Genomic DNA, 20,562 nt, shown 5'->3' with positions numbered 1-20,562 from the left:
GACCCGGCCGCCCCGGGCGGCGTCGAAGCCGCAGGCTCGTTCACCCCCGGCCGGCCTCCTCCTCCGGGCGCGGACCGGCGATGAACACCACCCGGAACTTACCGATCTGCACCTCGTCACCATTGCTCAACGTGGCCGCCTCGACCCGCTCCCGGTTCACGTACGTACCGTTCAGGCTGCCCACGTCCCGCACCGTGAACGTGCCACCGTCCCGGTGGAACTCCGCGTGCCGCCGCGACACCGTCACGTCGTCCAGGAAAATGTCACTGTCCGGATGCCGGCCACTCGTCGTCACATCGTGGTCCAACAAGAACCGGGCACCCGCATTCGGACCCCGGCGAACCACCAGCAGCGCCATTCCCGGCGGCAACGAACCGGACATCCGGCTCGGCACCACATCGGTGTCCGGACCCTCCAGCACTTCGTCGAGCGAACCGAGATTGAGCGTCGAAGTGACGTCGAGTGGGGGGAACTCGTCGTCTGGGCGCGTCATGGGACCACCTCACGGATCTGTTCGGTCGGCGTCAGGGTAATGGAGGGTCTGGCCGCCGGGCAGACACACACCCGGCGGCTGGCTCCCCGTGCCCGGGAAGGCGCATTCCACAAACGCTCAACTATTGGGTTCTCGGTCGACTGGGCGAGCCTAGCCAGCGCCGAAATGCAGGGCAACCGGACGCGCGGAGACAACCCCCGCCGCCCGGCACGACACTCAGCTCTGAGTGAGCTCCCGGTACGCCTCAGCGGACAACAAACCATCCACCGCCGCCGGATCCTCCGGAGTGATCTCCAACAACCACCCCGCACCGTACGGATCCGTGTTGATCGCCTCAGGGGCGTCACCGAGCGCCTCGTTGCGCGCCGTCACCGTACCGCCCACCGGCGCGTAGATCTCCGACACGCTCTTCGTCGACTCGATCTCACCCAACGGCTCACCCGCCGCCACCACCGCGCCCTCATCGGGCAACTGGACGAACACGATGTCACCCAGGGCGTCCTGCGCGAAGTGCGTGATACCCACCCGCACGGCCCCACCGTCGACAGCCGCCACCCACTCGTGCTCGGCGGTGTACCGCAGATCCTCAGGAATCACCAGCAGCATCCTTCATCCATCGATGCACCGGAGGAAACCGGCGCGGCCGCGACCCGTCAGGAAACCGGCCGGGCGTGATCCAGCTTGATCGGCGCGTGCAGCTGCGAAACCTCCACAGCCTCACGATCGTCGACGATCACGTTACCGCCGCCCTCCTCCACCAGTGCGACCACCCCGCCGGGAATGTACAACGCGGTCCGCATGGTCTCCGGATCCCCGATCACCGTGATCGTGTACGGGCCGGTCAACCGCCGCCCGTCCACCACCAACGACCCGTTCTCCCCGTCCACGAAATACGTCGACGCGATGATCCGCACCGCCGCCGAATCCGCCCCCGCGATCTGCATCGCCTCCGCGCCCGCGCCCCGCAACTCCTGCACCGCGTCCAGCACCCGCGTCGACGACACCGCCTTCGCCGGACCCTCGAACCGCACCGTCAACCCCGGACCCACCGCCGGCAACGTCCCCGCCAGGATGCCCAACTGGTCCGCCCGCCGCGTCGCCTCGTCCAACGCCGCCTGCCGACCCTGCTCACCCGAACGCAACTGCCGCTGGCTCTCCTCCAACGACTCGATGTCCTGCCGCAGCCGCCGCTCCCGAGAGTCCAGGTCCGACGAGATCCGGACCAGGTCCTCCTCCCGCGTCGCCGACAACGTCGGATCCGCCGAGGTCGTCTTCAACTGCACCACCAGCGTGAACCCCAGCAACGCCAGCAGCACCGCGATCATCGCCCCCGCCGACGTCCACCGGCGCCCCGCCACCGCCGGGGCGGCAGCCACCGGACCGGCCTCCGGCACCACCGGACCGGCCTCGTCCGAGACGGCCGACGCACCGGCCGGCCCCGCGTCGGCCGGCGGCTCCACCGGCGCCGCGTCCTCCCGCTCGACCGGCTCCACCGGCGCCAGCGGACTCACCTCGTCCGCGTCCGGCGCCTCCGGACGCGGATCCGGCTCACCAGCCGGACCCGACGGCCGGACCGGCTCACCAGCCGGCCACCCCGTCCCGCTCTGCTCGTCGCTCATCGCCACAAACCTACGCCCGGAACAGGTGACGACGGATCGCCGCCACGTTGCCGAAGATCCGCACCCCGAGCACGACCACCACACCCGTGGACAACTGACCACCCACGCCCAACTGGTCACCCAGATAGACGATCAACCCCGCCACCAGCACGTTCGAGATGAACGACACCACGAACTGCTTGTCGTCGAAGATCCGGTCGAGCTTCGCCCGGACCCCGCCGAAAACCGCGTCCAGCGCGGCCACCACGGCGATCGGCAGGTACGGCTGCAACGCCGCGGGCACGGTCGGATCCAGGTAGATCCCGAGAACCACACCGGCGATCAACGCCAGCACCGCGATCATCGGACACCTCCGGAGGGGCGCAGAGACGTACCCGAGCCGGACGGCCCGGGACTGGACGAACCCCGAACCGCCGAACCCGACGGCGACGGGCTCGGACTCACCGAGGGCTCGGCGTAGCGTAGCCGTGGCTGCGGAGCGGCCGGCAGGGTGAGGCCCTTCGCCTCCTTCACCCCGAACGACAGACCCGTGGCCCGGGCCACCTCCCGCATCAACGCCGCCGCCCGACTGTCGTCGAAGCGTTCCCGCATCGACCCCGGACCGATCGCCGTCACCTCGTACGGGCTCGTCACCGGACGGAAGTCCACCAGGATCGCCTGCCCCGCCGAACGGATCGTCGACGTCGCGGTCAGCCGCTGGCCGTTGATCGCCACCGCCTCCGCCCCCGACGCCCACAACGCGTTCGCCACCTTCTGCAGATCGGAGTACAGCACCTGCGGCGGACCGGCACCGGCACCCGTCACCACGTCCTTGTCCTCCGCCGCGTCCCCGAGCCGCACCACCACACCGTCACCCCGGACCCGACCCAATCCGGTCCCGGCCTCCAGGTTCCGCAACCGGAACGCCTGCGAACCGCTCAGCGCCGCGTCCCGCTGCCGGCCCACCTCCTCGCGCAACTGGTCCGCCCGCGCGGTCAACCGGTCCGTCTCCGCCTCACGCTGCTTGATCTCCGCGATCAGTCCGGCCCGCGCCTGCGCCCGGCTCGGCTCCTCGGCCATCGTCTCCCGGTACGCCACCGCGAACAGGAACCCGATCACCGCGACCACCACCACGCTGACCGGCCGCGCCGCCCACCGCCGCCAGGGCGACGGCGGCACCTGCCGGCGCCGGGCCGCCGCATCCGCGTAACCCGGATCGAGGGGATTGCGGAACAGTTCGGTGAGGAAGTCCGGGGCGTACACCCGGGCCGAGGGGTCGCGGCCGTCCCGCGGTGCCGCGCTCATGCCGTCGCTCCCCGGGACCGGTCCCGCATCGCCCGGACCAGGCGGCCGGCCTGCACCACGTACATCGCCCCGGCCACCCAGTAGAGCACCAGACCCCACCAGGCCAGCCCCCAACCGATCGCGGCCGAAGCCGTGGCCACCGCCGGCGACGCCGCGGCGAGCAGCAGCAGCGGGAAGGCCGCCAGCAACAGGAACGTCGCCGTCTTGCCGACGTAGTGCACCGGCGGTGGGCCGTAGCCGTACCGGCGCAGCACCCCCAACGAGCCGAGCAGCAGCAGCTCGCGGGCCAGCAGCGCCGCGGTGAACTGCCACGGCACCACCTCCCGCGCGGTGAACGCGAGCAGCGTGGCGAGGATGTAGAGCCGGTCGGCGAGCGGGTCGAGCAGCTCACCGAGGCGGCTGACCTGATGCAGCCGGCGGGCGATCCAGCCGTCCACCCAGTCGCTGGTGCCGCCGATGGCCAGCACCACGATCGCGGCCACGTCGGCACGCACCACCAGAAAGAGATAGAGGAACAGCGGCACGCCGACCAGCCGAACGAAGCTGATCATGTTCGGCAGGGTGAGGACGCGGTCCCCCACCGCCGTCGTACCGCCGGTGGCCTCTGGACGCGCTGTCCGAGCCGGCCGACGCGACACCGAACCCTCCCTTCGCGGCACGGTCCGGCGCGCGACCGACCTCGGTCGCCCGTGAGGGACGTGCGCGTTACCGGCCGGTCGGCGCCGGCGCCCTTGCGATCCCGGGCTGGGACCTCCCCCGATGCGGCCCACGATCGCTGTCGATCATCGGCCGGCGAGTTGCGCTGCCACTATATCGGGCTCGTCGCGCCCTTCCCGCCTCCTGCTTTTCCCGTCCGATGCTCGTGCCGGTGTGTGCTCCCGCACATCACGCCTAAGGCATCCTAGGATACTGGTGCGAGACGGGAACCGTCGTACGGTGCGCTCAGGCCGTGCGGGCAGCGGAGTCGGCGTCGACGGGACCGGCGGCCAGGGCGGCCGCCTGGCCGAACGCGGCCAGGGCGAGCAGCAGCTCGTGCTGGGTGCGGGACGGCATCCGGTCCAGCACCGCCTGGACCGCCTGGTGACGGCGCTCCTTCAGCTCCCGCAGCAGGGTCTCCGCCGCCGCGGTGGGGATCAGCCGCACCTCACGCCGGTCGCGCGGGTCCGCGACCCGCCGCACCAGACCGACCGCCTCGAGCCGGTCGCAGAGCCGGCTGGCCGAGGAGGGTACGACGTCCAGCAGCTCGGCCAGCCGGTTCACGTTGGCGTCCGGATGGCTCATGATCAGCGACAGCACCCGCAGCTGGGTGGGCGAGACGCTGACGTTGTGCCGGGAGGCAGCCGAATCGAGGACACCGATCAACGCCTCGGCAGCCGCTTCGATGGCCGCGGCAAGATTCGGAGGTCGTTCCACCCGATCTCCCCTGAGCTCGTCCCGCTCGTGCCCGCCCACCGGTACGGCTACTGCCCGGGCCCGTCGTCCGGCCGGCCGAAACCGCGCCAGTCCAGGCAGACGACGACCGCGTCGTCGCGGAGATCCGCGTCGCCGTGGTAGGCGTGCAGTTCGCGCATCACCGTACCAACTGCCTCGGTCGCCGGCTGCAACCGAGTGGACCGCATCGCCCGCGCCATGGCCCGTTCCCCGTAGGGCTCCTGGCCGTCGGGCTCCGCGGCGTACACGCCGTCGCTGACCACGAAGAGCCGGTCCCCCGGCTCCACCGTGAACTCCTGCACGTCGTAGCGGGTCTCGGCGAACATGCCCAGCGGCAGCTGCTGCTCCAGGTCGATCCGGTTCACCGTGCCGCCGCGCAGGCGCAGCACGTGCGGCGAGCCGGCGTCCACCGCACGGACGATCCCGCGCCGGGTGTCCAGCTCCATCAGGAGCGTGGCCACGTGCCGGCTCCCCCGGTGCTGGTAGAAGATCGTGTCCGAGGCCAGCTCGGCCTGCTCGACCAGACTGCCGCCGGAACGCCGGGCGTTGCGCAGCGCGTTGACGGTGACCGCGGTGAGCAGCGAGGCGGACAGACCGGAGCCGGCACCGTTGAGCACGGTCACGGTGAGCCGGTCCCCGTCGACGGACCAGTCGAAGTGGTCCCCACCGACCGTGTACGCCGGTTCGAGCTGCCCGGCCAGCAGGAAGGCGCCGTGCGTGACGCTGCGCCCCGGCAGCAGGTCCCACTGCATCTCCGCGGCCATGCTCAACCGCTCCCGGCGCCGCGCCCGGCGGTAACGGTCGGTCTCCCGGTCGGCGGCGCGCAGCGCCAGGGCCAGGTCGCCGGCCATCTCCCGGGCCAGCTCGACCGTCGCGGTCGCCGGATGCGCGCCGACCTCGATCAGCAGCACCCCCAGCCGCTCACCCCAGATGGACAGCGGCAGACAGATCCGGCACCGGCCGCCCTCCGCCTCGTCGAGCACCGGCTGCTGGCTGCTGAAACAGCGCCGGATCACGTCGTGACGGGCGGGGAGGCCGGCGTCCGTCGGTTCCGGTTCCAGCACCGGCCAGAGCCCGCTGAACCGGTAGTCGGCGATGAACACCTCGGTACGGGACGCGTCCAGCGCCGCGCGGATCGCCCGGTCGGCGGCCTCCGCCAACTGGTCGGGCGGGGCCGCGCGCAGGGCACGCGACACCTCTCCGGGCGCTTCCGGCATGGGTGCATCCTCCGAGGCGATTATTGCTTGGGAGCAAGCATCATACGGACGGCGGCGGACCGTGCGGACGCCCGGCTCGGCCCTTCCGGACCGGGCGCGGCGGCTCAGCCATCCGCACAGGCGCGGAGCGGCACCGGCGGGCGAGCACCGGCCCCGGCGTCAGCGGCACGGCACGCAGCACCGCCACGACCGGGGGGCGACGGACGCTCGGTCCGCACCACGGGCACGGTCGGCGGGAAGACGGACGCTCGGTCCGCACCACGGGCACGGTCGGCGGGAAGACGGACGCTCGGTCCGCACCGTGGGCACGGCCGGCGGGAGGACGGAGACTCAGTCCGCGGCCCGGGTGGCCAGCGCGCCGTAGAAGGCGTCGGGCACCGGGTCCGGGGTGCCGGACGGCCGCCACCGCGCCACCGGCACCACCCCGTCGGCGGTGGGGGTCCAGCGGCCCAGCAGCGGCCCGAACGCCGCCGCTGGGCGCATCCGGAACGACGGCCCCATCATCGCCAGGGCCTCGGGGTACGCCGCCAGCTCCTCGCCGTCGAAGTCCACCGCGAGGAAGCTGCCGGGCGCGGCTGCGGCGTAGAGCTCGTCGAGGGTACGGGCCAGGGTGTCGTCGTCCAGGAACGCGGCCAGCCCGAGGAAGACCACCCCGACCGGCCGCCTCCCCCACCCCGGCACGTAGCGGTGCAGCTGCGCCGGGTCGATGGTGCCGATGTCGGTGGCGTCGCCGAAGCCGTACCCGACGCGGTCGCTGCCGGCCAGGATGCGCTGGCCGAGGCGGATCGCCACCGGGTCGACGTCGGTGTAGAGCACCGTCGCCTCCGGGGCCACCTCGTGCACGTTGCCCCGGGTGGGCACGCCCGCGCCGAAGACGAGGAACCCGTCCACCCCGGCGTCGGTGATCGCCCGGACCGCCCGGCCCAGGAAGTCCCGCAGGGACCGGAAGATCGCCGCACACGGCCCGTACGCCTGCTCGAAGGCCCGGGCGGCGGCCACGTCAACCGGGAAGTGGTGCTCCCCGCCGAGCCAGAAGTCGATCATGCGGGCGGTGCTCGGCCGGTCGGGCTCGGACATCGACGGCTCTCCCTCGCTCGGGCGACGGCCGACAGCGTATCCACGGCCCGGCTCCCGCGGTATCGGCCCGCTGACACTCCACCGGCCGCGATACTGGCCGCGGACGTCCGACGGCCAGGAGGTGCGGGCAGTGAGCAACGGCGCGGCGGTGGTGGTCGGCGTGGACGGCTCCGAACCGGCCCGGCGGGCCGTGCGCCTGGCGGCGGGTGAGGCCGCGCGGCGCAACCGGCCGCTGCGGGTCGTGCACGGGTTCATCTGGCCGCTGCTGCGGGTGCCGGTGGGCGGCCCCGTCGACACCGGGCTGCGGCACCAGGCGCAGGAGGTGGTCGCCGCAGCCGTCGCCGAGGCGGAGGCGGCCGCACCGGGACTGCGGGTCACCGGGGAGATCATCGACGGGGAGGCCGCCGCGGCGCTGCTCGGCGAGACCCCCACCGCGTCCATGGTCGTGCTCGGTGACCGGGGTCTGGGCGGGTTCGCCGCGCTGGTGATCGGGTCGGTGGCGATCCAGGTGGCCGCGTACGCGGACTGCCCGGTGCTGGTGGCGCGCGGCGCCGAACGGACGGCCGGGCCGGTCGTGGTCGGCGTGGACGGCTCGGCGCTGTCCCGCGCGGCGGTGGAGTTCGCCGCCGAGGAGGCGGCGCTGCGCGGCACCCGGCTGCACGCGGTGCACGCCTACACCCACCCCGTCTCCGCCGGCCCCGGCGACATGCAGCCCCTGGTCTACGAGGAGGGCCAACTGCGCGGCGAGGAGGACCGGTTGCTCACCGAGTCCCTGGCCGGGCTGGCCGACCGCCATCCGCAGGTGCCGGTCACCCGGGAGGTCCGGCACGGCCGGCCCGTCGCGGTGCTCACCGAGGCGTCCCGGACCGCGCAGCTCGTGGTGGTCGGCAGTCAGGGCCGGCAGGAGCTGAGCGGCCTGCTGCTGGGCTCGGTCAGCCAGGGCGTGCTGCACCACGCCGACTCCCCGGTAGCGGTGGTCCGCACGGTTGGCGCCGACGGGGGCGGGTAGACGACGCGGACACCGACAGCGACCGGAGGAGGCGGCGATGCCAGGACCACGGCCGGGGAGCAACGCGTACGACAAGGAGCGGGCCCGACTGCGCGACGTGATCGAGCAGTCCGGACGCGCGGCGGACCAGGAGGCCAACCAGGTCGCCAACCGGATCCTGCAGGACGACCGGGGACAGCGCGGCGTGGTGCGGGGCGAACGGACGTACGGCCCGAAGGGCGAGCGCGAGCCGGGCGACCCGAAGTGAGCCGCACGGAGCTGGTCGACGGCGCGATCGCCGGCGCGGTGGGCAGCGCCGCGCTGAACGTGGTCAGCTACCTGGACATGACGGTCCGGGCACGCCCCGCCAGCAGCACACCGGAGGAGACCGCCCGGCGGCTGGCCGGGGCGGCGCACGTCGACCTCGGGCCCGAGGACCGGGCGGCCAACCGCCGCTCGGGCCTCGGGCCGCTGCTCGGGTACGGGATGGGCATCGCCGCCGGTGCCGCGTTCGGACTGCTCGCCGCGCGTCGGCGGCTGCCGGTGCCGGTGGCGGTGGGGCTGCTCGGCGGTGGAGTGATGGCCGTGTCGGACGGGTCGATGACGGCGCTGGGCGTGACCGACCCCCGACGCTGGGGGCGGGCCGGCTGGGTGGCCGACATCGTGCCGCACCTGGCGTACGGGATGGCGGCCGCAGCCACCTGGAACCGGCTGCGACCGCCCGCCCGCCGGGGCGGCTAGCCCCGGTGGCCGCTCTCGTCGTCGGCCACCGGCTCACCGGCCGGGCCGTACGGCGACACCTGTCCCCTGGGGACCGGGCGACCCTCGTCGCCCCTCGAGGTGCCCCGGTTGCGCGGGAATCCCGCCGGCTGGGGCCCCTTGCTGTCCTGGCTGGTGGCGCCCTTGTTGTTGCGCCGGAACTCCTCCTGCTGCGGATTGACCACTGGTCTCTCCCTCCGGTGGGCGCACGCGACGTCGGCCGCGCACGCCCCGGCTTACCCGCCGCCGGGTGGCGCATGCCGTCCGGACGTCTGTCCCCGCCCCGAACGGGTACCTCGCGAGGATGCGGGACGAACACCGGGTTGCCCGGGCGCTGCTGGACCGGCAGGGACGCACGTACGCCGAGGAGGCCGGGATCCGGCTGACCGACCGGCCGGGGCCGCTGTACCAGCTGCTGGTGCTGACCACGCTGCTGAGCACCCGGATCCGGGCCGGGGTGGCGCTGGCCGCCGCGCGGGAGCTCTTCGCCGCCGGCTACCGCACCCCCCAGGCCATGGAGGCGGCGAGCTGGCAGGCCCGGGTCGACGCGCTCGGCCGGGGGCACTACCGCCGCTACGACGAGCGCACCTCGACCATGCTGGGCACCGGCGCACGGCTCTGCCTGGACCGCTGGCACGGCGACCTGCGCCGGCTGCACCGGGCGGCCGACGGGGAGTTGCCGACGCTGCGCCGGCTGCTGACGGAGTTCCCCGGCATCGGACCCACCGGGGCGGACATCTTCCTGCGGGAGGCGCAGACGGTCTGGACCGACGTGCGCCCGTACGCCGACCGGCGGGCCCTGGCCGGGGCGAAGCGGCTCGGGTTGCCGGCGAACCCGCGCGGGCTGGCCGGGCTGGTCGGCGAGGCCGACTTCGGGCGGCTCGCCTCCGCCCTGGTGCGGGTGGCCCTCGGTGAGGAGTCCGCCGGCGAGGTGAGCCGCACGGCGGCGGCCCGCTGAGGCTCACTTGACCGGCTTGTCCCCCGGCTTGGTCAGGTTCCACACCAGCAGCCCGGCGAGGACGGCGAGCAGCACCACGCCACCGGACAGCCCTCGACCGTTCTCGCTGCCGCGGTGGCCGGTGACGCCGAAATAGATCACCGCCAGGCCGGCCAGCACCGCGACGAACTTCCGCAATCCCTGGTCCTTCACGTCCCGCACGGTACGGAGCGGGACGCGGCGAGCAGCGGCGTTCGGGGTGGAATTCCCCCGTCCGGGTCAGTCGGTCTCCAGGTCGTCCAGGGAGATGGCGTGGGTCATCAACCACCGGGCCAGCGCCGCCATCCCGAACAGCCACAGCGGGGCCGACTCCGTGGTCCCGTTCGTGGCGAAGACGGCGAACCGCAGGTCCGGTGCCCGGTACGCCTCGATCCGCCACCGGTGCTGGGCGTCCCGCCACACCGCGGAGGGGTCCATGGCGTCACGGTAGGCGACCGGGCGGGCCGCCCGGGCCGGTTCAGGCCGGCGGGGCCACCACTTCGCGGGCGTCGTCGGGCAGCCGGCGGGTCGCGCCGCGCCGGTCCAGCAGCTCCAGCAGCGGCACCGCCACCCGGCGGGTGGTGTCCAGGGCCTGCCGGGCGGCGCTGAGCGTGAACGGCTGCGGCAGGCGGGCCAGGACCCTGACGGCGTCGTCGACCGCGCCGGGCAGCAGCACCACGTTCTCCGCCAGCCGCAGCAGCGCCCCGGCCTGGACGGCCGCGCCGATCTCCCGGGCCCCAGCCCCAGGTCGGCGAGGCGGTGCGTCTCGGGGGCCTGGAACGGCCGGTCGCCGTACTCGGCGCGGACCCGGTCGACGGCGCGGGCGACCGGGTCCGGGAGCGCGTCGACGGTGGTCGCGGTGACCCGGCCGGCGCGGACCCGCAGTGGTGTCCGGACCAGCGCCTCCACCAGCGCCCGGTCGGGCAGGTCGAGGCGCTGGCGCAGCACGTCGACCGGCATGCCGGGCTCCAGGGGATGCTCGCCGGCGTACCGGGTGACCTCCGTGGTGAGCCGGACGCGGAGGTCCCGCCAGTGGTCGGGGTCGGCCAGCCAGTCACCGGCGACGGGCGCGACGGTGACCGGCACGCCCATCCGGGTCAGCTCGCCGGCCCGGGCCAGGCGACGACGGCGCAGCTCGCCGGGCAGGTCCGGTCGGCCGTCCAGCCCGGCCAGGACGGTGGCCCGGGCGGCGGCCAGCGCCCGGCGGGACAGCGGCGGCGGGTCCACGTCGAGCACGGTGACCCCACCGGCCACGTGGTGGCGTCCCGGGTCGCGCAGCGCCTGGTCGCCGACGAGCAGCGGCAGCGGCCGGGCCAGGCGCAGCCGGACGGTGTCCGGGCCGAGCGGCCGGACCTGGCCGGCACGGCGGCCGAGCCGACGTGCAGGGTGAGGGTGGCCGGCAGGTCCGCCGCCGGGTCACCGGCGAGGCGCACGTCGAGCAGGTCGGTCCGCCGGAACCGGCCCGGGGTGAGCAGGGCGTCGCCGCGGGCCACCCGGTCGCGGGACACCCCGCGCAGGTTCACCGCCACCCGGGCCACCGCGTCCACCCGCTGGTGGGCGGTGCCCAGGGAGTGCAGGCCCCGGACCCGGACCGGTTCGCCGGTGTCGGCCAGCTCCAACTGGTCGCCGACGGCCAGCCGGCCGCCGCCGAGGGTGCCGGTGACGACCGTGCCGCTGCCCCGGATGGTGAACGAGCGGTCCACCCAGAGCCGGACCGGGACGTCGTGCGCCGGGTCGGGCAGCCGAGCCACCAGGCGGTCCAGGGCGTCCCGCAGCTGCGGCAGGCCGGCACCGGTCGCCCTGCTCACCGCCACCGCCTCGACCGCGCCGAGGGAGGTGGCGGCGAGTCTCGGCCAGGCCTGCGCCAGCGCCGGCCCGGGATCGGCCAGGTCCGCGCGGGTGACCACCAGCAGGCCGTACGACACCCCGAGCGCGTGCAGCGCGGCGAGGTGCTCGCCCGACTGCGGCATCCAGCCCTCGTCGGCGGCGACGACGACCATCGCGGCCGGCACCGGGCCGACACCGGCGAGCATGTTCGGCACGAAGCGCTCGTGGCCGGGCACGTCGACGAAGGCGATGGTGCCGCCCGACGGGAGCGTGGTCCAGGCGAAGCCGAGGTCGATGGTCATGCCCCGGCGGCGTTCCTCCGCCCACCGGTCCGGCTCCATCCCGGTGAGCGCCCGCACCAGCGTCGACTTGCCGTGGTCGACGTGCCCGGCGGTGGCGACGACCCACACCGGTTACTCACCCACCCGCATGATCGCCGCCAGCAGCACCGGATCCGCGTCGGCCGGTACGCAGCGCAGGTCGAGCAGGAGCCGCCCGTGCAGCACCCGACCGAGGACCGGCGGCTCACCGGTGCGCAACGGTTCCGCGTAGCGCTCGGGGAGGCTCAACGCCCACGAGTCGAGGTCGACGCCGGGTGCGCCGCCACCGCCGACCACCGACGCGCAGGGCACCACCTCGGCCTTGCGGCCGTCCTCGCCGAGCCGGTCGCGCAGGCGCTCGGCGCGTTCCCGCAGCGCGGCCGGGTCGGCGTGCAGCGCGGACCGGGTGGGGGTGGTCGGCCCGTGCAGGGTGGCGGCAAGCGCGGCCAGGGTGAGCCTTGTCGACCCGCAGGGCCCGCGCCAGGATGCCGCGCAGCCGGTCGACCAGCTCGGCGGTGCCCAACAGCAGGCCGGCCTGCGGGCCGCCGAGCAGCTTGTCGCCGCTGGCGGTGACCAGGGCCGCGCCGGCCTGCAGGGTCGGTGGCGGCGTCCGGCCTCGGCGGGCAGCAGCGAGTCGGGGGCAGCGCCCGGACCCCGATGTCGGCCACCACCGGCACCGAGGGTGGCGAGCTCGCGGACCGGCACGGCGGAGGTGAAGCCGGTGACCAGGAAGTTCGACGGGTGCACCTTCAGCACGAAACCGGTACGCGGGCCGACCGCCGCGGCGTAGTCGGCCAGGGTGGTGCGGTTGGTGGTGCCCACCTCGCGCAGCCGGGCCCCGGTGCTGGCCAGCAGGTCGGGCAGGCGGAACTCGTCGCCGATCTCGACCAGCTCGCCGCGGCTGACCACGATCTCGGCGTCGGCGGCGAGGGCGGTGGCGGCGAGCACCAGCGCGGCGGCGCCGTTGTTCACCACGTGCACGGCCGGCGCGTCGGGTACGGCGGCGGCGAGCGCGGCGAGGGCATCCCTGGCCGCGCCGGGCCCGCCGGCCGGTCCGCAGGTCCAGCTCCACGTCGGTGTCCGGCGGCGGCGACCAGCGCCGCGACGGCGCCGGTCGACAACGGGGCCCGACCGAGGTTGGTGTGCAGCACGACGCCGGTGGCGTTGAGCACGTCCGCGGGTCGGCCTGGGCAGCGTCGCCAGCGCCGCGTCGCGTACCTCGTCGGGGGTGATCTCACCGCGGCGGGCCCGCTCCTGCGCGCGGCCGATGGCGGCCTTGACCCGGTCGCGGCCGAGCGTGCCGGCGGCGGCGGCGAGCGCCGGGTCGGCGAGCAGCGCCGTCGGTGCGCGGCACGCGCCGCCGTGGGTCGGCCGTGCCGTCGGGCATGCCTCATCTCTGCGTACGCGTGGACGGAGACGGACGGGAATCGAACCCGCCTGGCCCGGGTCCCGGACCACACCGGTTTTGAAGACCGGGAGGGGCACCAGCCGCCTGAACGCCTCCACGCAGCAGTCAACCACAGCGGACACCGGCCCGCGCGGCGAGGTGTCAGCCCTGCTCGGCCGCCCGCCGGTCGGCGCGTTCCCGCCGCGGCACCACCGTGTACCTCGGGTCCTTCGCCGAGGCGACACCCCCGTGGAAGATGCCGAACCGGGTGCAGACCGAGGCGGCCAGCAGCGCGCCGCCGGAGAGCGTGAGAGCAGCCGGCTGCGGCGGCCCACCAGCGCGCCGGCCACGCCGGCGGCGGTCAGCGCCCGCCCGGCGCGCAGCAGCCGCTCGGCGGTGCCGGTGGCGTAGGGCTCGCTGAGCAGCCCCAGCCGGTTCTCCACCCGGTGCGCCCCCACAGCTCCAGGGCGGCGCCGGCGACCGCGAAGCGCCGCGCCGGGCCGGCCTGCGCCGGCGGCGCGGCGATCAGACCCACGCCGGCGCCGCTGGCCAGGGCGCTGCCCGCGAAGATGGTCGGCAGTTCCGGTACGCCTCGTGCCACGACGGCACCGCCGTGTCCGCCAGCAGCACCCCGGTGTACGTCGCCAGGGCCGGCGCGGTGACCGCGGCGACCAGCCCGGCGGCGTGCCCGACCGGCGGCAGCACCTGGCGGCCCAGCCCGAGCAGCCCGCGCTCGGGCAGCCACGGCGCGGCCTCGGCGATCGCCGCGACACCGGCGCCGGGGCCGAACGTGGTCAGGATCCAGGTGCCGACGGACATCGGCGAGGTCACCTTCGCCACCCGCAGCATGGTGGAACCGGCTCGGCTTGCCCAGGTCGTTGATCAGGAAGTACGCGCTCGCGCTCACCGCCGCCAGCGAGACGACCCGGCCGACCGGCGCAGCGCCGGCCGCCCGGTGAGCTGCCCGCCCGCCGCCAGCAGCGACGACCCGGCCGCCAGGCCACCGGTGAACAGGTAGGCGGCGATGTCCCACTTCCACACCGGGGCCTTGAGGATCGGTCGCCCGTAGTAGGAGGTGAACTCGGCGGGCGGCACTGTGAGCTGCTCGCCGCCGCCACCCCGGCCGCCCCGGCCGCCCCTGCGGCGCGGCCGGTCGACCGGCTCCGCGTCGCGCGGCGGGTGTGGGCCAGTCGTACCTCCGCAGCTCCCGCGTCGGTGCGGGCCACGCCCGCGCCGGTGCCGGTGGCCCGGCTGCCGTTGTCCGACCCGGTCAGCGGGCCACTTCCGTCGCCCGGACCCGCGACCCGGGTGCCGTTCTCGCCGTTCCCGGCGGCCGGGCCGCTCGTCTCCTGGCGGAAGCCGGAGGTAGCGGTCACCTTGGCACCGTGGGTGGCCCGGGGTCCGGGGCCGCCGAGGCGTTCCGGGCCCTCGGCGGCGAGCCGGTCACGGAACCGACGGAACAGGGCACCCACCGGGGCGCGGTCCGGACTCACGATGAACCTCCGACGAACGCGGCGACGGCCGCCGCCACCATGGCCAGCGCGGCCAGGCCGGCCCGCCGGTACATCTTCGGCAGGTCCCGGGTGGTGACCACCGGGTCCGGCGGCAGGCCGTACACCTCCGGCTCGTCGAGCAGCAGGAAGAAGGCGCCGTCCCCGCCCACCCCGTCGGTCGGGTCGTTGCCGTAGAGGCGGGCCTCCGGCACGCCCCGCTCGTGCAGCGCGGCGACCCGACCGGCGGCGCGCTCGCGCAGCTCGTCCAGCGGCCCGAACTGGATCGACTCCGTCGGACAGGCCTGCGCGCAGGCCGGGGTCATGCCGGCGCCGAGCCGGTCGTAGCAGAGCGTGCACTTCCACGCCCGACCGTCGTCCTTGCGCTGGTCGATCACCCCGTACGGGCAGGCGGAGATGCAGTAGCCGCAGCCGTTGCAGATGTCCTCCTGCACCACGACCGTGCCGAACTCGGTGCGGAACAGCGACCCGGTCGGGCAGACGTCCAGGCAGGCCGCATGGGTGCAGTGCTTGCAGACGTCCGACATCATCAGCCAGCGGAAATCGGTGCGCGACTCGACGCCGCTGCCCCGACCGGGCGGCGGGTGCCCGGCATGCCGAGGAACTCCGGCCCGGCCGCCATCCGCGCCGCGGCCTGCGGCTGGCCCTGCGGCACCCCCGGATCGGTGCCGCTGTCGTTGCCCACCCCGGCGGCGACCGCCGCGCTCGCCGCGCTCACCGACGGCCCGGTCGCTTGCCCTCGAACGGCGGCGTGCGGTGACCCGCCGGGCGGGGCTGCTCGATGAACGCCACGTGCCGCCACGAGTTCGCCGTCAACGCGCCGGTGTTGTCGTACGACATGCCGAGCAGGTCGAAGCCCGAGTCCGGGACGCCGTTCCACTCCTTGCAGGCCACCTCGCACGCCTTGCAGCCGATACAGACGCTGGTGTCGGTGAAGAACCCCATCCGAGGCCCCGCCTCGACCCAGCCGGCGTCCGGGGCCGGGTCGAGCGGGCCGTAGAGGCTGTTGGCGTCCGGCAACCTGGCGTCAGCCATCCTGGCCTCCGTCCCGCGCCGCCTCGGCGGAACGCTCGTCGGTGCTGCCGGCCGCGTCGTCGCCACCGGTGGTGACCATCGGAATCCGCCGGTCGGCCGTCATGCCGGCCCGCTGCTGGTAGTCCGCCACCATCTCCAGCAGGGCCGGACCGGTCGGCCGCCGCCCGGGCCGTACGTCGCAGGTGCCGATCTTGCTCTCCTGGATCAGCACGTTCGGGTCCAGGGTGATGCCGAACAGGTCGTTGGCGGAGTCGCCGGTGACCAGGCCCTCGGTGCCGAAGTGGTACGGCAGCCAGAGCTGGTGGATCACCCGGCCGTCCACCCGCAACGGGGTGAGCCGGTCGGTCACCAGCACCTTCGCCTCGATCACCGCCCGACCGCTGACCAGGTGCGCCCAGCCCCGGTGCGCCAGGCCGGCCTCGGCGGCCAACTCCGGGGAGACCTCCACGAACATCTCCGGCTGCAGCTCGGCGAGCGGACCCACGGTGCGGCTCATGCCGCCGGCCGTGTGGTGCTCGGTGAGCCGGCTGACCGTGAACACGTACGGGAAGACGTCGCTGTGCGCCTCCGGCGGACTCGGGTTGATCCGGTTCACCGGGTGGTCGTAGATCTTGCGGGTCGGGTTGGCCTGCTGGGCGTACATCGGGTTGCGCATGGGCGACTCGGCCGGCTCGTAGTGCGTCGGCAGCGGGCCGTCGAGCACCCCGGTCGGCGCGTACAGCCAGGCCTTGCCGTCGCCCTGCATGACGAACGGGTCGTCGCCGGCCAGGGCCTCCGGACCGGAGGCGCCCTCCGGCGGCCGGTACGTCGGCGGTTTCGTCTTCTCGAAGTCCGGCACGTCGTACCCGGTCCACTCGCCGGACTCCGGGTCCCACCAGACGTACTTCTTGCGCTCGCTCCACGGGCGGCCCTGCGGGTCGGCGGAGGCGCGGTTGTAGAGGATGCGCCGGTTCGCCGGCCACGCCCAGCCCCACTCGGCGGCCACCCAGTCCTGCTCGTGCCGCGACTTGCGGCGGGCCGCCTGGTTGACGCCGTCGGCGTAGACGCCGGAATAGATCCAGCAGCCGACGGCCGTGGAGCCGTCGTCGCGGGCCTCGTGGAACGCGGACAGCGGCCGGCCGGTCGCCACCTCGTAGCCGTTGATCTCCTTGAGCACCGCCTCGGCGCTCGGCTCGGCCCGGTCACCGTGGGTCGGATAGTCCCAGGCGAGATCCAGCAGCGCCCGGTCCCGGGGCTTGTCGGAGCCGGCCAGCTTCTCCCGCAGCACCCGGCCCAGGTGATAGAAGAACCACAGCTCCGAACGGGCGTCGTCCGGTGCCTCCAGGGCCTTCTCGCGCCACTGCAGCAGCCGCTGGGTCTGGGTGAAGGTGCCCTCCTTCTCCACGTGCGAGGCGGCGGGCAGGAAGAACACCTCGGTACGGCACTCCTGCGGCACGATCTCGCCGGTGGCGACCTCCGGGCTGTTCTTCCAGAACGTGGCGCTCTCGATCATGAACAGGTCACGGACGACCAGCCAGTCCAGGTTCGCCATGCCCAGGCGCTGGGCCCTGCCGTGCGCCGAGCCGACCGCCGGGTTCTGGCCGAGCAGGAAGTAGCCCTTGACCTTGCCGTCGATCATGTTCAGCACCGTCTGGTACGTCCCGTGGTCCCCGGTCATCCGCGGCACGTAGCCGTAGCAGAAGTCGTTCTCCGGCGTCGCCGCGTCGCCCCAGTACGCCTTCAACAGGCTCGCCGCGAACGCCCGCGAGTTGCCCCAGAAGCCCTTCTGCCCCGGGTGGCGGATGCTGTCCACCCACTCGTCGAAGGTCGGGTGGTCGGCGTGGTGCGGCATGGGCAGGTAACCCGGCAGCAGGTTGAACAACGTCGGGATGTCGGTGGAGCCCTGGATGCTGGCGTGCCCGCGCAGGGCCAGGATCCCGCCGCCCGGCCGGCCCATGTTGCCCAGCAGCATCTGGATGATCGACCCGGTGCGGATGTACTGCACGCCGACGCTGTGCTGGGTCCAGCCCACCGAGTAGATCAGCGCACCGGTGCGTTCCCGGCCGGAGTTCTCCGTCCAGGCGCGGGCCAACTCCAGGAACTTCTCCTGCGGGATGCCGCAGACCCGCTCCACCATCTCCGGGGTGTAGCGGGAGAAGTGCCGCTTGAGGATCTGGTAGACGCAGCGGGGGTGCTGCAACGTCTCGTCCCGCTGGGTCTGCGCCCCCACCGGGGCACCGTGCGACTCGTGCCGCAGGCCGGACGCGCTGTCCCGCTCCTTGCCGGTGCCCTTGGTGCCAGCCTGGCCCTCGTGCCCCTCGTACTGCCAGCTGGTGTGGTCGTACGAGCCGGTCTCCGGGTTGTAGCCGGAGAAGAGGCCGTCCAGGTCCTCGGTGTCGACGAACTGCTCGCTGACGATGGTCGCCGCGTTGGTGTACGCCAGCACGTACTCCCGGAAGTCCAGCTCGTTGTCCAGGATGTAGCGCACCACGCCGCCGAGCAGCGCGATGTCGGTGCCCGCCCGGATCGGCAGGTAGGCGTCGGCGACCGCGCTGGTGCGGGTGAACCGCGGATCGACGTGGAAGACCTTCGCGCCGCGCTTCTTCGCCTCCATCACCCACTGGAAACCCACCGGGTGGGCCTCGGCCATGTTGGAGCCCTGGATGACGATGACGTCAGCGTTGACCAGGTCCTGCTGGAAGTCCGTCGCGCCGCCGCGACCGAAGCTGGTCCCCAGACCGGGGACGGTGGCGGAGTGTCAAATACGGGCCTGGTTCTCGATCTGGAGTGCGCCCGCCGCCGTGAACAACTTCTTGATGAGGTAGTTCTCCTCGTTGTCCAGCGTGGCGCCACCGAGGCTGGCGAACCCGAGCGTCCGGTTCAGCGGCCGACCCGCGTCGTCGACGTCCTCCCAGGTCTCCTCGCGCGCGGCGAGGATCCGGTCGGCGATCATGTCGAGCGCGACGTCGAGCTCCAGGTCCTCCCACTCCGTGCCGTACGGCCGGCGGTAGCGGACCTTGGTCTGCCGCAGCGGGCTGGTGACCAGCGACTTGCTGGCCGAACCCTTGGGGCAGAGCCGCCCCCGGGAGATCGGACTGTCCGGGTCGCCCTCGATCTGGGTCACCCGCCCGTCCTTCACGAACACCCGCTGCCCACAGCCCACCGCGCAGTACGGGCAGACCGAACGAGCCATGCTGTCCGCGCGCTCCGTCCGGGCGGTCAGGCCGGCCGACCTGGGCGACTGCGCCGCGGCACCCCGGCCGAGCGGGTCGGTGCCGGTGAGCTGACGGTAGACCGGCCATCCCTCGATGAAGGTCCTGAACCCCACCCGGACACCCCTCCCCCGCTGACGGAAGCTGACCTTCTGAACATAGGCCAGCCCTCCGACGGCCGCGACTCGAGTGGCGGACCATTTTCGGGGCCTGCGTCCGGGGCGGAAAACAGCGCCGCCCCGACCGGTGGGTCGGGGCGGCGCCTGGGCGTCGGTGTGCAGGTCGCCTCTCGGCGAGTGGCACGACGCGGCTCCAGCCGAACGGTATTCCGCGAAGGCTATTTAGGTGAGGCCCGGGGACACTGGACACACCGACGCTCTGCACAACCATGCCACCGCATCGGGTGTTCCGTCAGCTCTGGTGACCGCTGTCACGACGTGATTCGTGCTTTCGGTGACGGTTCGCGGTGGGCTGCGGCGTCGTCGTCAGGACCGGCAACGAACCGAGATTCGGGTACGCCGCTGGCCGGCACCCCGGGTTCGGGGTGCCGGCCAGCGTTTCGTTCATGGTCAGCTGTTCCAGTGCTGGGCGACGAGGTCGGCGGCCTGCTGCTCCCACTGGGCGTACGCGTCCGGGTACGCGGACACCTGCACGGTCTGGGCGGCGTCGGTCAGCGGCATGTCCTGCCACCCGTCGACCTGCTTCAACCCCTTGAGGAACGCCAGGGTCGAGTGCTCGGGGTCGGTGATCTGCTCCGGCGTGCCCCAACCACTGGACGGGCGCTGCTGGAACAGACCCAGCGAGTCGTGATCGTTCTTGTCACCCAGGTGGCCCAGGTTCTCCAGCTTCGACTCCTGCAGACTCGTCGCGATCGAGATGACCGCGGCCCGCTCGGGCAGACCGGCCTTCTTCGTCGCGGCGATGATCGCCTTCGCGTTGGCGGTCTGCTCGTCGTTCAGGTCGACGTGCGACTGCGCGCCCTGCACACCGTGCGGGATCAGCTTGCTCGTGTCGGGCTTGTCGGCCTGCACCGCGACCGGCTTACCGGTGGTGACGGGGGTGGTGTCGGCGTGAGCGGCGATCGGACCGGCGAACACACCACCGGTGAAAGCCAGACCAGCAATACCCAGCACACTCTTACGCAGCATCGTGTTCATGGGGGGTAGCTCCATTCGGGGGTCGGCGCTCCCCATGGGGGTGGGGAACGCGAGCACCGTCAGGCGCCCAACACGTACAAGGGGGAAAGTCATCGGCCGGCGGGCTCGCGGGGCGGGGGCCTCTTCGCGACGCCGGGACCAGGTGTAACGACCGGCCGCCCACCCGCATTCCGGGGCCGGGCCCGTCCACCAGGCCGGTGTTCGGCGGTGGTACTCGGTCGTACGGTGACTGTAACGACCCGGCCCCCGCCACGATTCCGGCCTGAGCATGCCCCCGGTCACACCCGAAC

General features: G+C 73.7%; 18 protein-coding genes, 1 tRNA gene and 4 pseudogenes. 4 read left to right on the top strand and 19 right to left on the bottom strand.

Going from position 1 to position 20,562, the window contains the following annotated elements; translation table 11 throughout:
• Positions 1–40 precede the first annotated feature (40 nt).
• From MRQ36_RS30090 to MRQ36_RS30050, 9 genes are all read right to left on the bottom strand, one after another.
• A complete protein-coding gene (locus MRQ36_RS30090; RefSeq protein ID WP_007071101.1) occupies positions 41–493 on the bottom strand; it encodes an FHA domain-containing protein in 453 nt (150 codons plus the stop codon).
• 216 nt (positions 494–709) lie between these two features.
• A complete protein-coding gene (gene gcvH / locus MRQ36_RS30085) occupies positions 710–1,090 on the bottom strand; it encodes a glycine cleavage system protein GcvH (protein ID WP_242801455.1) in 381 nt (126 codons plus the stop codon).
• A gap of 56 nt (positions 1,091–1,146) precedes the next feature.
• Positions 1,147–2,112, bottom strand: coding sequence for a DUF881 domain-containing protein (locus MRQ36_RS30080; RefSeq protein ID WP_242800112.1), 966 nt, complete (start codon positions 2,110–2,112; stop codon positions 1,147–1,149).
• 10 nt (positions 2,113–2,122) lie between these two features.
• A complete protein-coding gene (locus MRQ36_RS30075; RefSeq protein ID WP_200214437.1) occupies positions 2,123–2,455 on the bottom strand; it encodes a small basic family protein in 333 nt (110 codons plus the stop codon).
• A complete protein-coding gene (locus MRQ36_RS30070; RefSeq protein WP_242800111.1) occupies positions 2,452–3,396 on the bottom strand; it encodes a DUF881 domain-containing protein in 945 nt (314 codons plus the stop codon). The genes MRQ36_RS30075 and MRQ36_RS30070 overlap by 4 nt, the downstream gene beginning before the upstream one ends.
• Entirely contained in the window at positions 3,393–4,034 is a 642-nt protein-coding gene (locus tag MRQ36_RS30065) for a CDP-alcohol phosphatidyltransferase family protein (RefSeq protein WP_242800110.1), read from the bottom strand. The genes MRQ36_RS30070 and MRQ36_RS30065 overlap by 4 nt, the downstream gene beginning before the upstream one ends.
• Before the next feature lie 304 nt (positions 4,035–4,338).
• Positions 4,339–4,809, bottom strand: coding sequence for a MarR family transcriptional regulator (locus MRQ36_RS30060; RefSeq protein ID WP_242800109.1), 471 nt, complete (start codon positions 4,807–4,809; stop codon positions 4,339–4,341).
• 47 nt (positions 4,810–4,856) lie between these two features.
• Complete coding sequence (locus tag MRQ36_RS30055; RefSeq protein WP_242800108.1) at positions 4,857–6,044, bottom strand: PP2C family protein-serine/threonine phosphatase; 1,188 nt, start codon at positions 6,042–6,044, stop codon at positions 4,857–4,859.
• A gap of 330 nt (positions 6,045–6,374) precedes the next feature.
• Positions 6,375–7,121 (bottom strand): SAM-dependent methyltransferase, encoded by a 747-nt coding sequence (locus tag MRQ36_RS30050; protein WP_242800107.1) that lies wholly within the window; start codon positions 7,119–7,121, stop codon positions 6,375–6,377.
• 130 nt (positions 7,122–7,251) lie between these two features.
• Between MRQ36_RS30050 and MRQ36_RS30045 the strand changes: the two genes are divergently transcribed.
• Genes MRQ36_RS30045 through MRQ36_RS30035 form a run of 3 tightly spaced genes read left to right on the top strand, consistent with a single transcriptional unit; the run spans position 7,252 to position 8,850 of the window.
• Complete coding sequence (locus tag MRQ36_RS30045; RefSeq protein ID WP_242800106.1) at positions 7,252–8,130, top strand: universal stress protein; 879 nt, start codon at positions 7,252–7,254, stop codon at positions 8,128–8,130.
• A gap of 37 nt (positions 8,131–8,167) precedes the next feature.
• Entirely contained in the window at positions 8,168–8,377 is a 210-nt protein-coding gene (locus MRQ36_RS30040; RefSeq protein ID WP_242800105.1) for a phosphatidylethanolamine-binding protein, read from the top strand.
• Positions 8,374–8,850, top strand: a complete 477-nt coding sequence (locus MRQ36_RS30035) for a hypothetical protein (protein WP_242800104.1) — start codon at positions 8,374–8,376, stop codon at positions 8,848–8,850. The genes MRQ36_RS30040 and MRQ36_RS30035 overlap by 4 nt, the downstream gene beginning before the upstream one ends.
• Here the strand turns inward: MRQ36_RS30035 and MRQ36_RS30030 are convergent.
• Positions 8,847–9,053, bottom strand: a complete 207-nt coding sequence (locus tag MRQ36_RS30030) for a hypothetical protein (protein ID WP_242800103.1) — start codon at positions 9,051–9,053, stop codon at positions 8,847–8,849. The two genes, MRQ36_RS30035 and MRQ36_RS30030, sit on opposite strands and share 4 nt — an antisense overlap.
• A gap of 119 nt (positions 9,054–9,172) precedes the next feature.
• Here MRQ36_RS30030 and MRQ36_RS30025 point away from each other — a divergent pair, with 119 nt between their 5' ends.
• The gene (locus MRQ36_RS30025) at positions 9,173–9,826 is read left to right on the top strand and encodes a hypothetical protein (RefSeq protein WP_242800102.1); all 654 of its coding nucleotides are present in this window, start codon (positions 9,173–9,175) and stop codon (positions 9,824–9,826) included.
• A gap of 3 nt (positions 9,827–9,829) precedes the next feature.
• Here the strand turns inward: MRQ36_RS30025 and MRQ36_RS30020 are convergent, their stop codons facing one another.
• The 9 genes and pseudogenes from MRQ36_RS30020 to MRQ36_RS29975 all read right to left on the bottom strand — a co-directional run bounded on the left by MRQ36_RS30020 (position 9,830) and on the right by MRQ36_RS29975 (position 20,272).
• On the bottom strand, positions 9,830–10,018 hold the full coding sequence (locus MRQ36_RS30020; protein ID WP_242801566.1) for a hypothetical protein: 189 nt from the start codon (positions 10,016–10,018) through the stop codon (positions 9,830–9,832).
• A 66-nt stretch (positions 10,019–10,084) separates the two neighbouring features.
• The gene (locus MRQ36_RS30015; RefSeq protein ID WP_242800101.1) at positions 10,085–10,282 is read right to left on the bottom strand and encodes a hypothetical protein; all 198 of its coding nucleotides are present in this window, start codon (positions 10,280–10,282) and stop codon (positions 10,085–10,087) included.
• A 40-nt stretch (positions 10,283–10,322) separates the two neighbouring features.
• Positions 10,323–12,081 (bottom strand): annotated as a pseudogene (locus MRQ36_RS34205) (SelB C-terminal domain-containing protein).
• A 3-nt stretch (positions 12,082–12,084) separates the two neighbouring features.
• Positions 12,085–13,378: pseudogene (gene selA, locus MRQ36_RS30000) on the bottom strand (L-seryl-tRNA(Sec) selenium transferase).
• Between the two features lie 20 nt (positions 13,379–13,398).
• A tRNA-Sec gene (locus tag MRQ36_RS29995) sits at positions 13,399–13,495 on the bottom strand.
• Positions 13,496–13,540: 45 nt separating this feature from the next.
• Positions 13,541–14,473 (bottom strand): annotated as a pseudogene (nrfD, locus tag MRQ36_RS29990) (NrfD/PsrC family molybdoenzyme membrane anchor subunit).
• 394 nt (positions 14,474–14,867) lie between these two features.
• Positions 14,868–15,909, bottom strand: a pseudogene (locus MRQ36_RS29985) (4Fe-4S dicluster domain-containing protein).
• A gap of 7 nt (positions 15,910–15,916) precedes the next feature.
• Complete coding sequence (gene fdh, locus MRQ36_RS29980; protein WP_242800098.1) at positions 15,917–19,231, bottom strand: formate dehydrogenase; 3,315 nt, start codon at positions 19,229–19,231, stop codon at positions 15,917–15,919.
• A gap of 453 nt (positions 19,232–19,684) precedes the next feature.
• A complete protein-coding gene (locus MRQ36_RS29975; protein ID WP_242800097.1) occupies positions 19,685–20,272 on the bottom strand; it encodes a hypothetical protein in 588 nt (195 codons plus the stop codon).
• Positions 20,273–20,562 lie beyond the last annotated feature (290 nt).

The sequence above is a fragment of the Micromonospora sp. R77 genome, from assembly GCF_022747945.1.
Lineage (GTDB): Bacteria > Actinomycetota > Actinomycetes > Mycobacteriales > Micromonosporaceae > Micromonospora.
The sequence above is the reverse complement of the archived record's forward strand: the minus strand, read 5'-3'. Positions and strand labels throughout refer to the sequence as shown.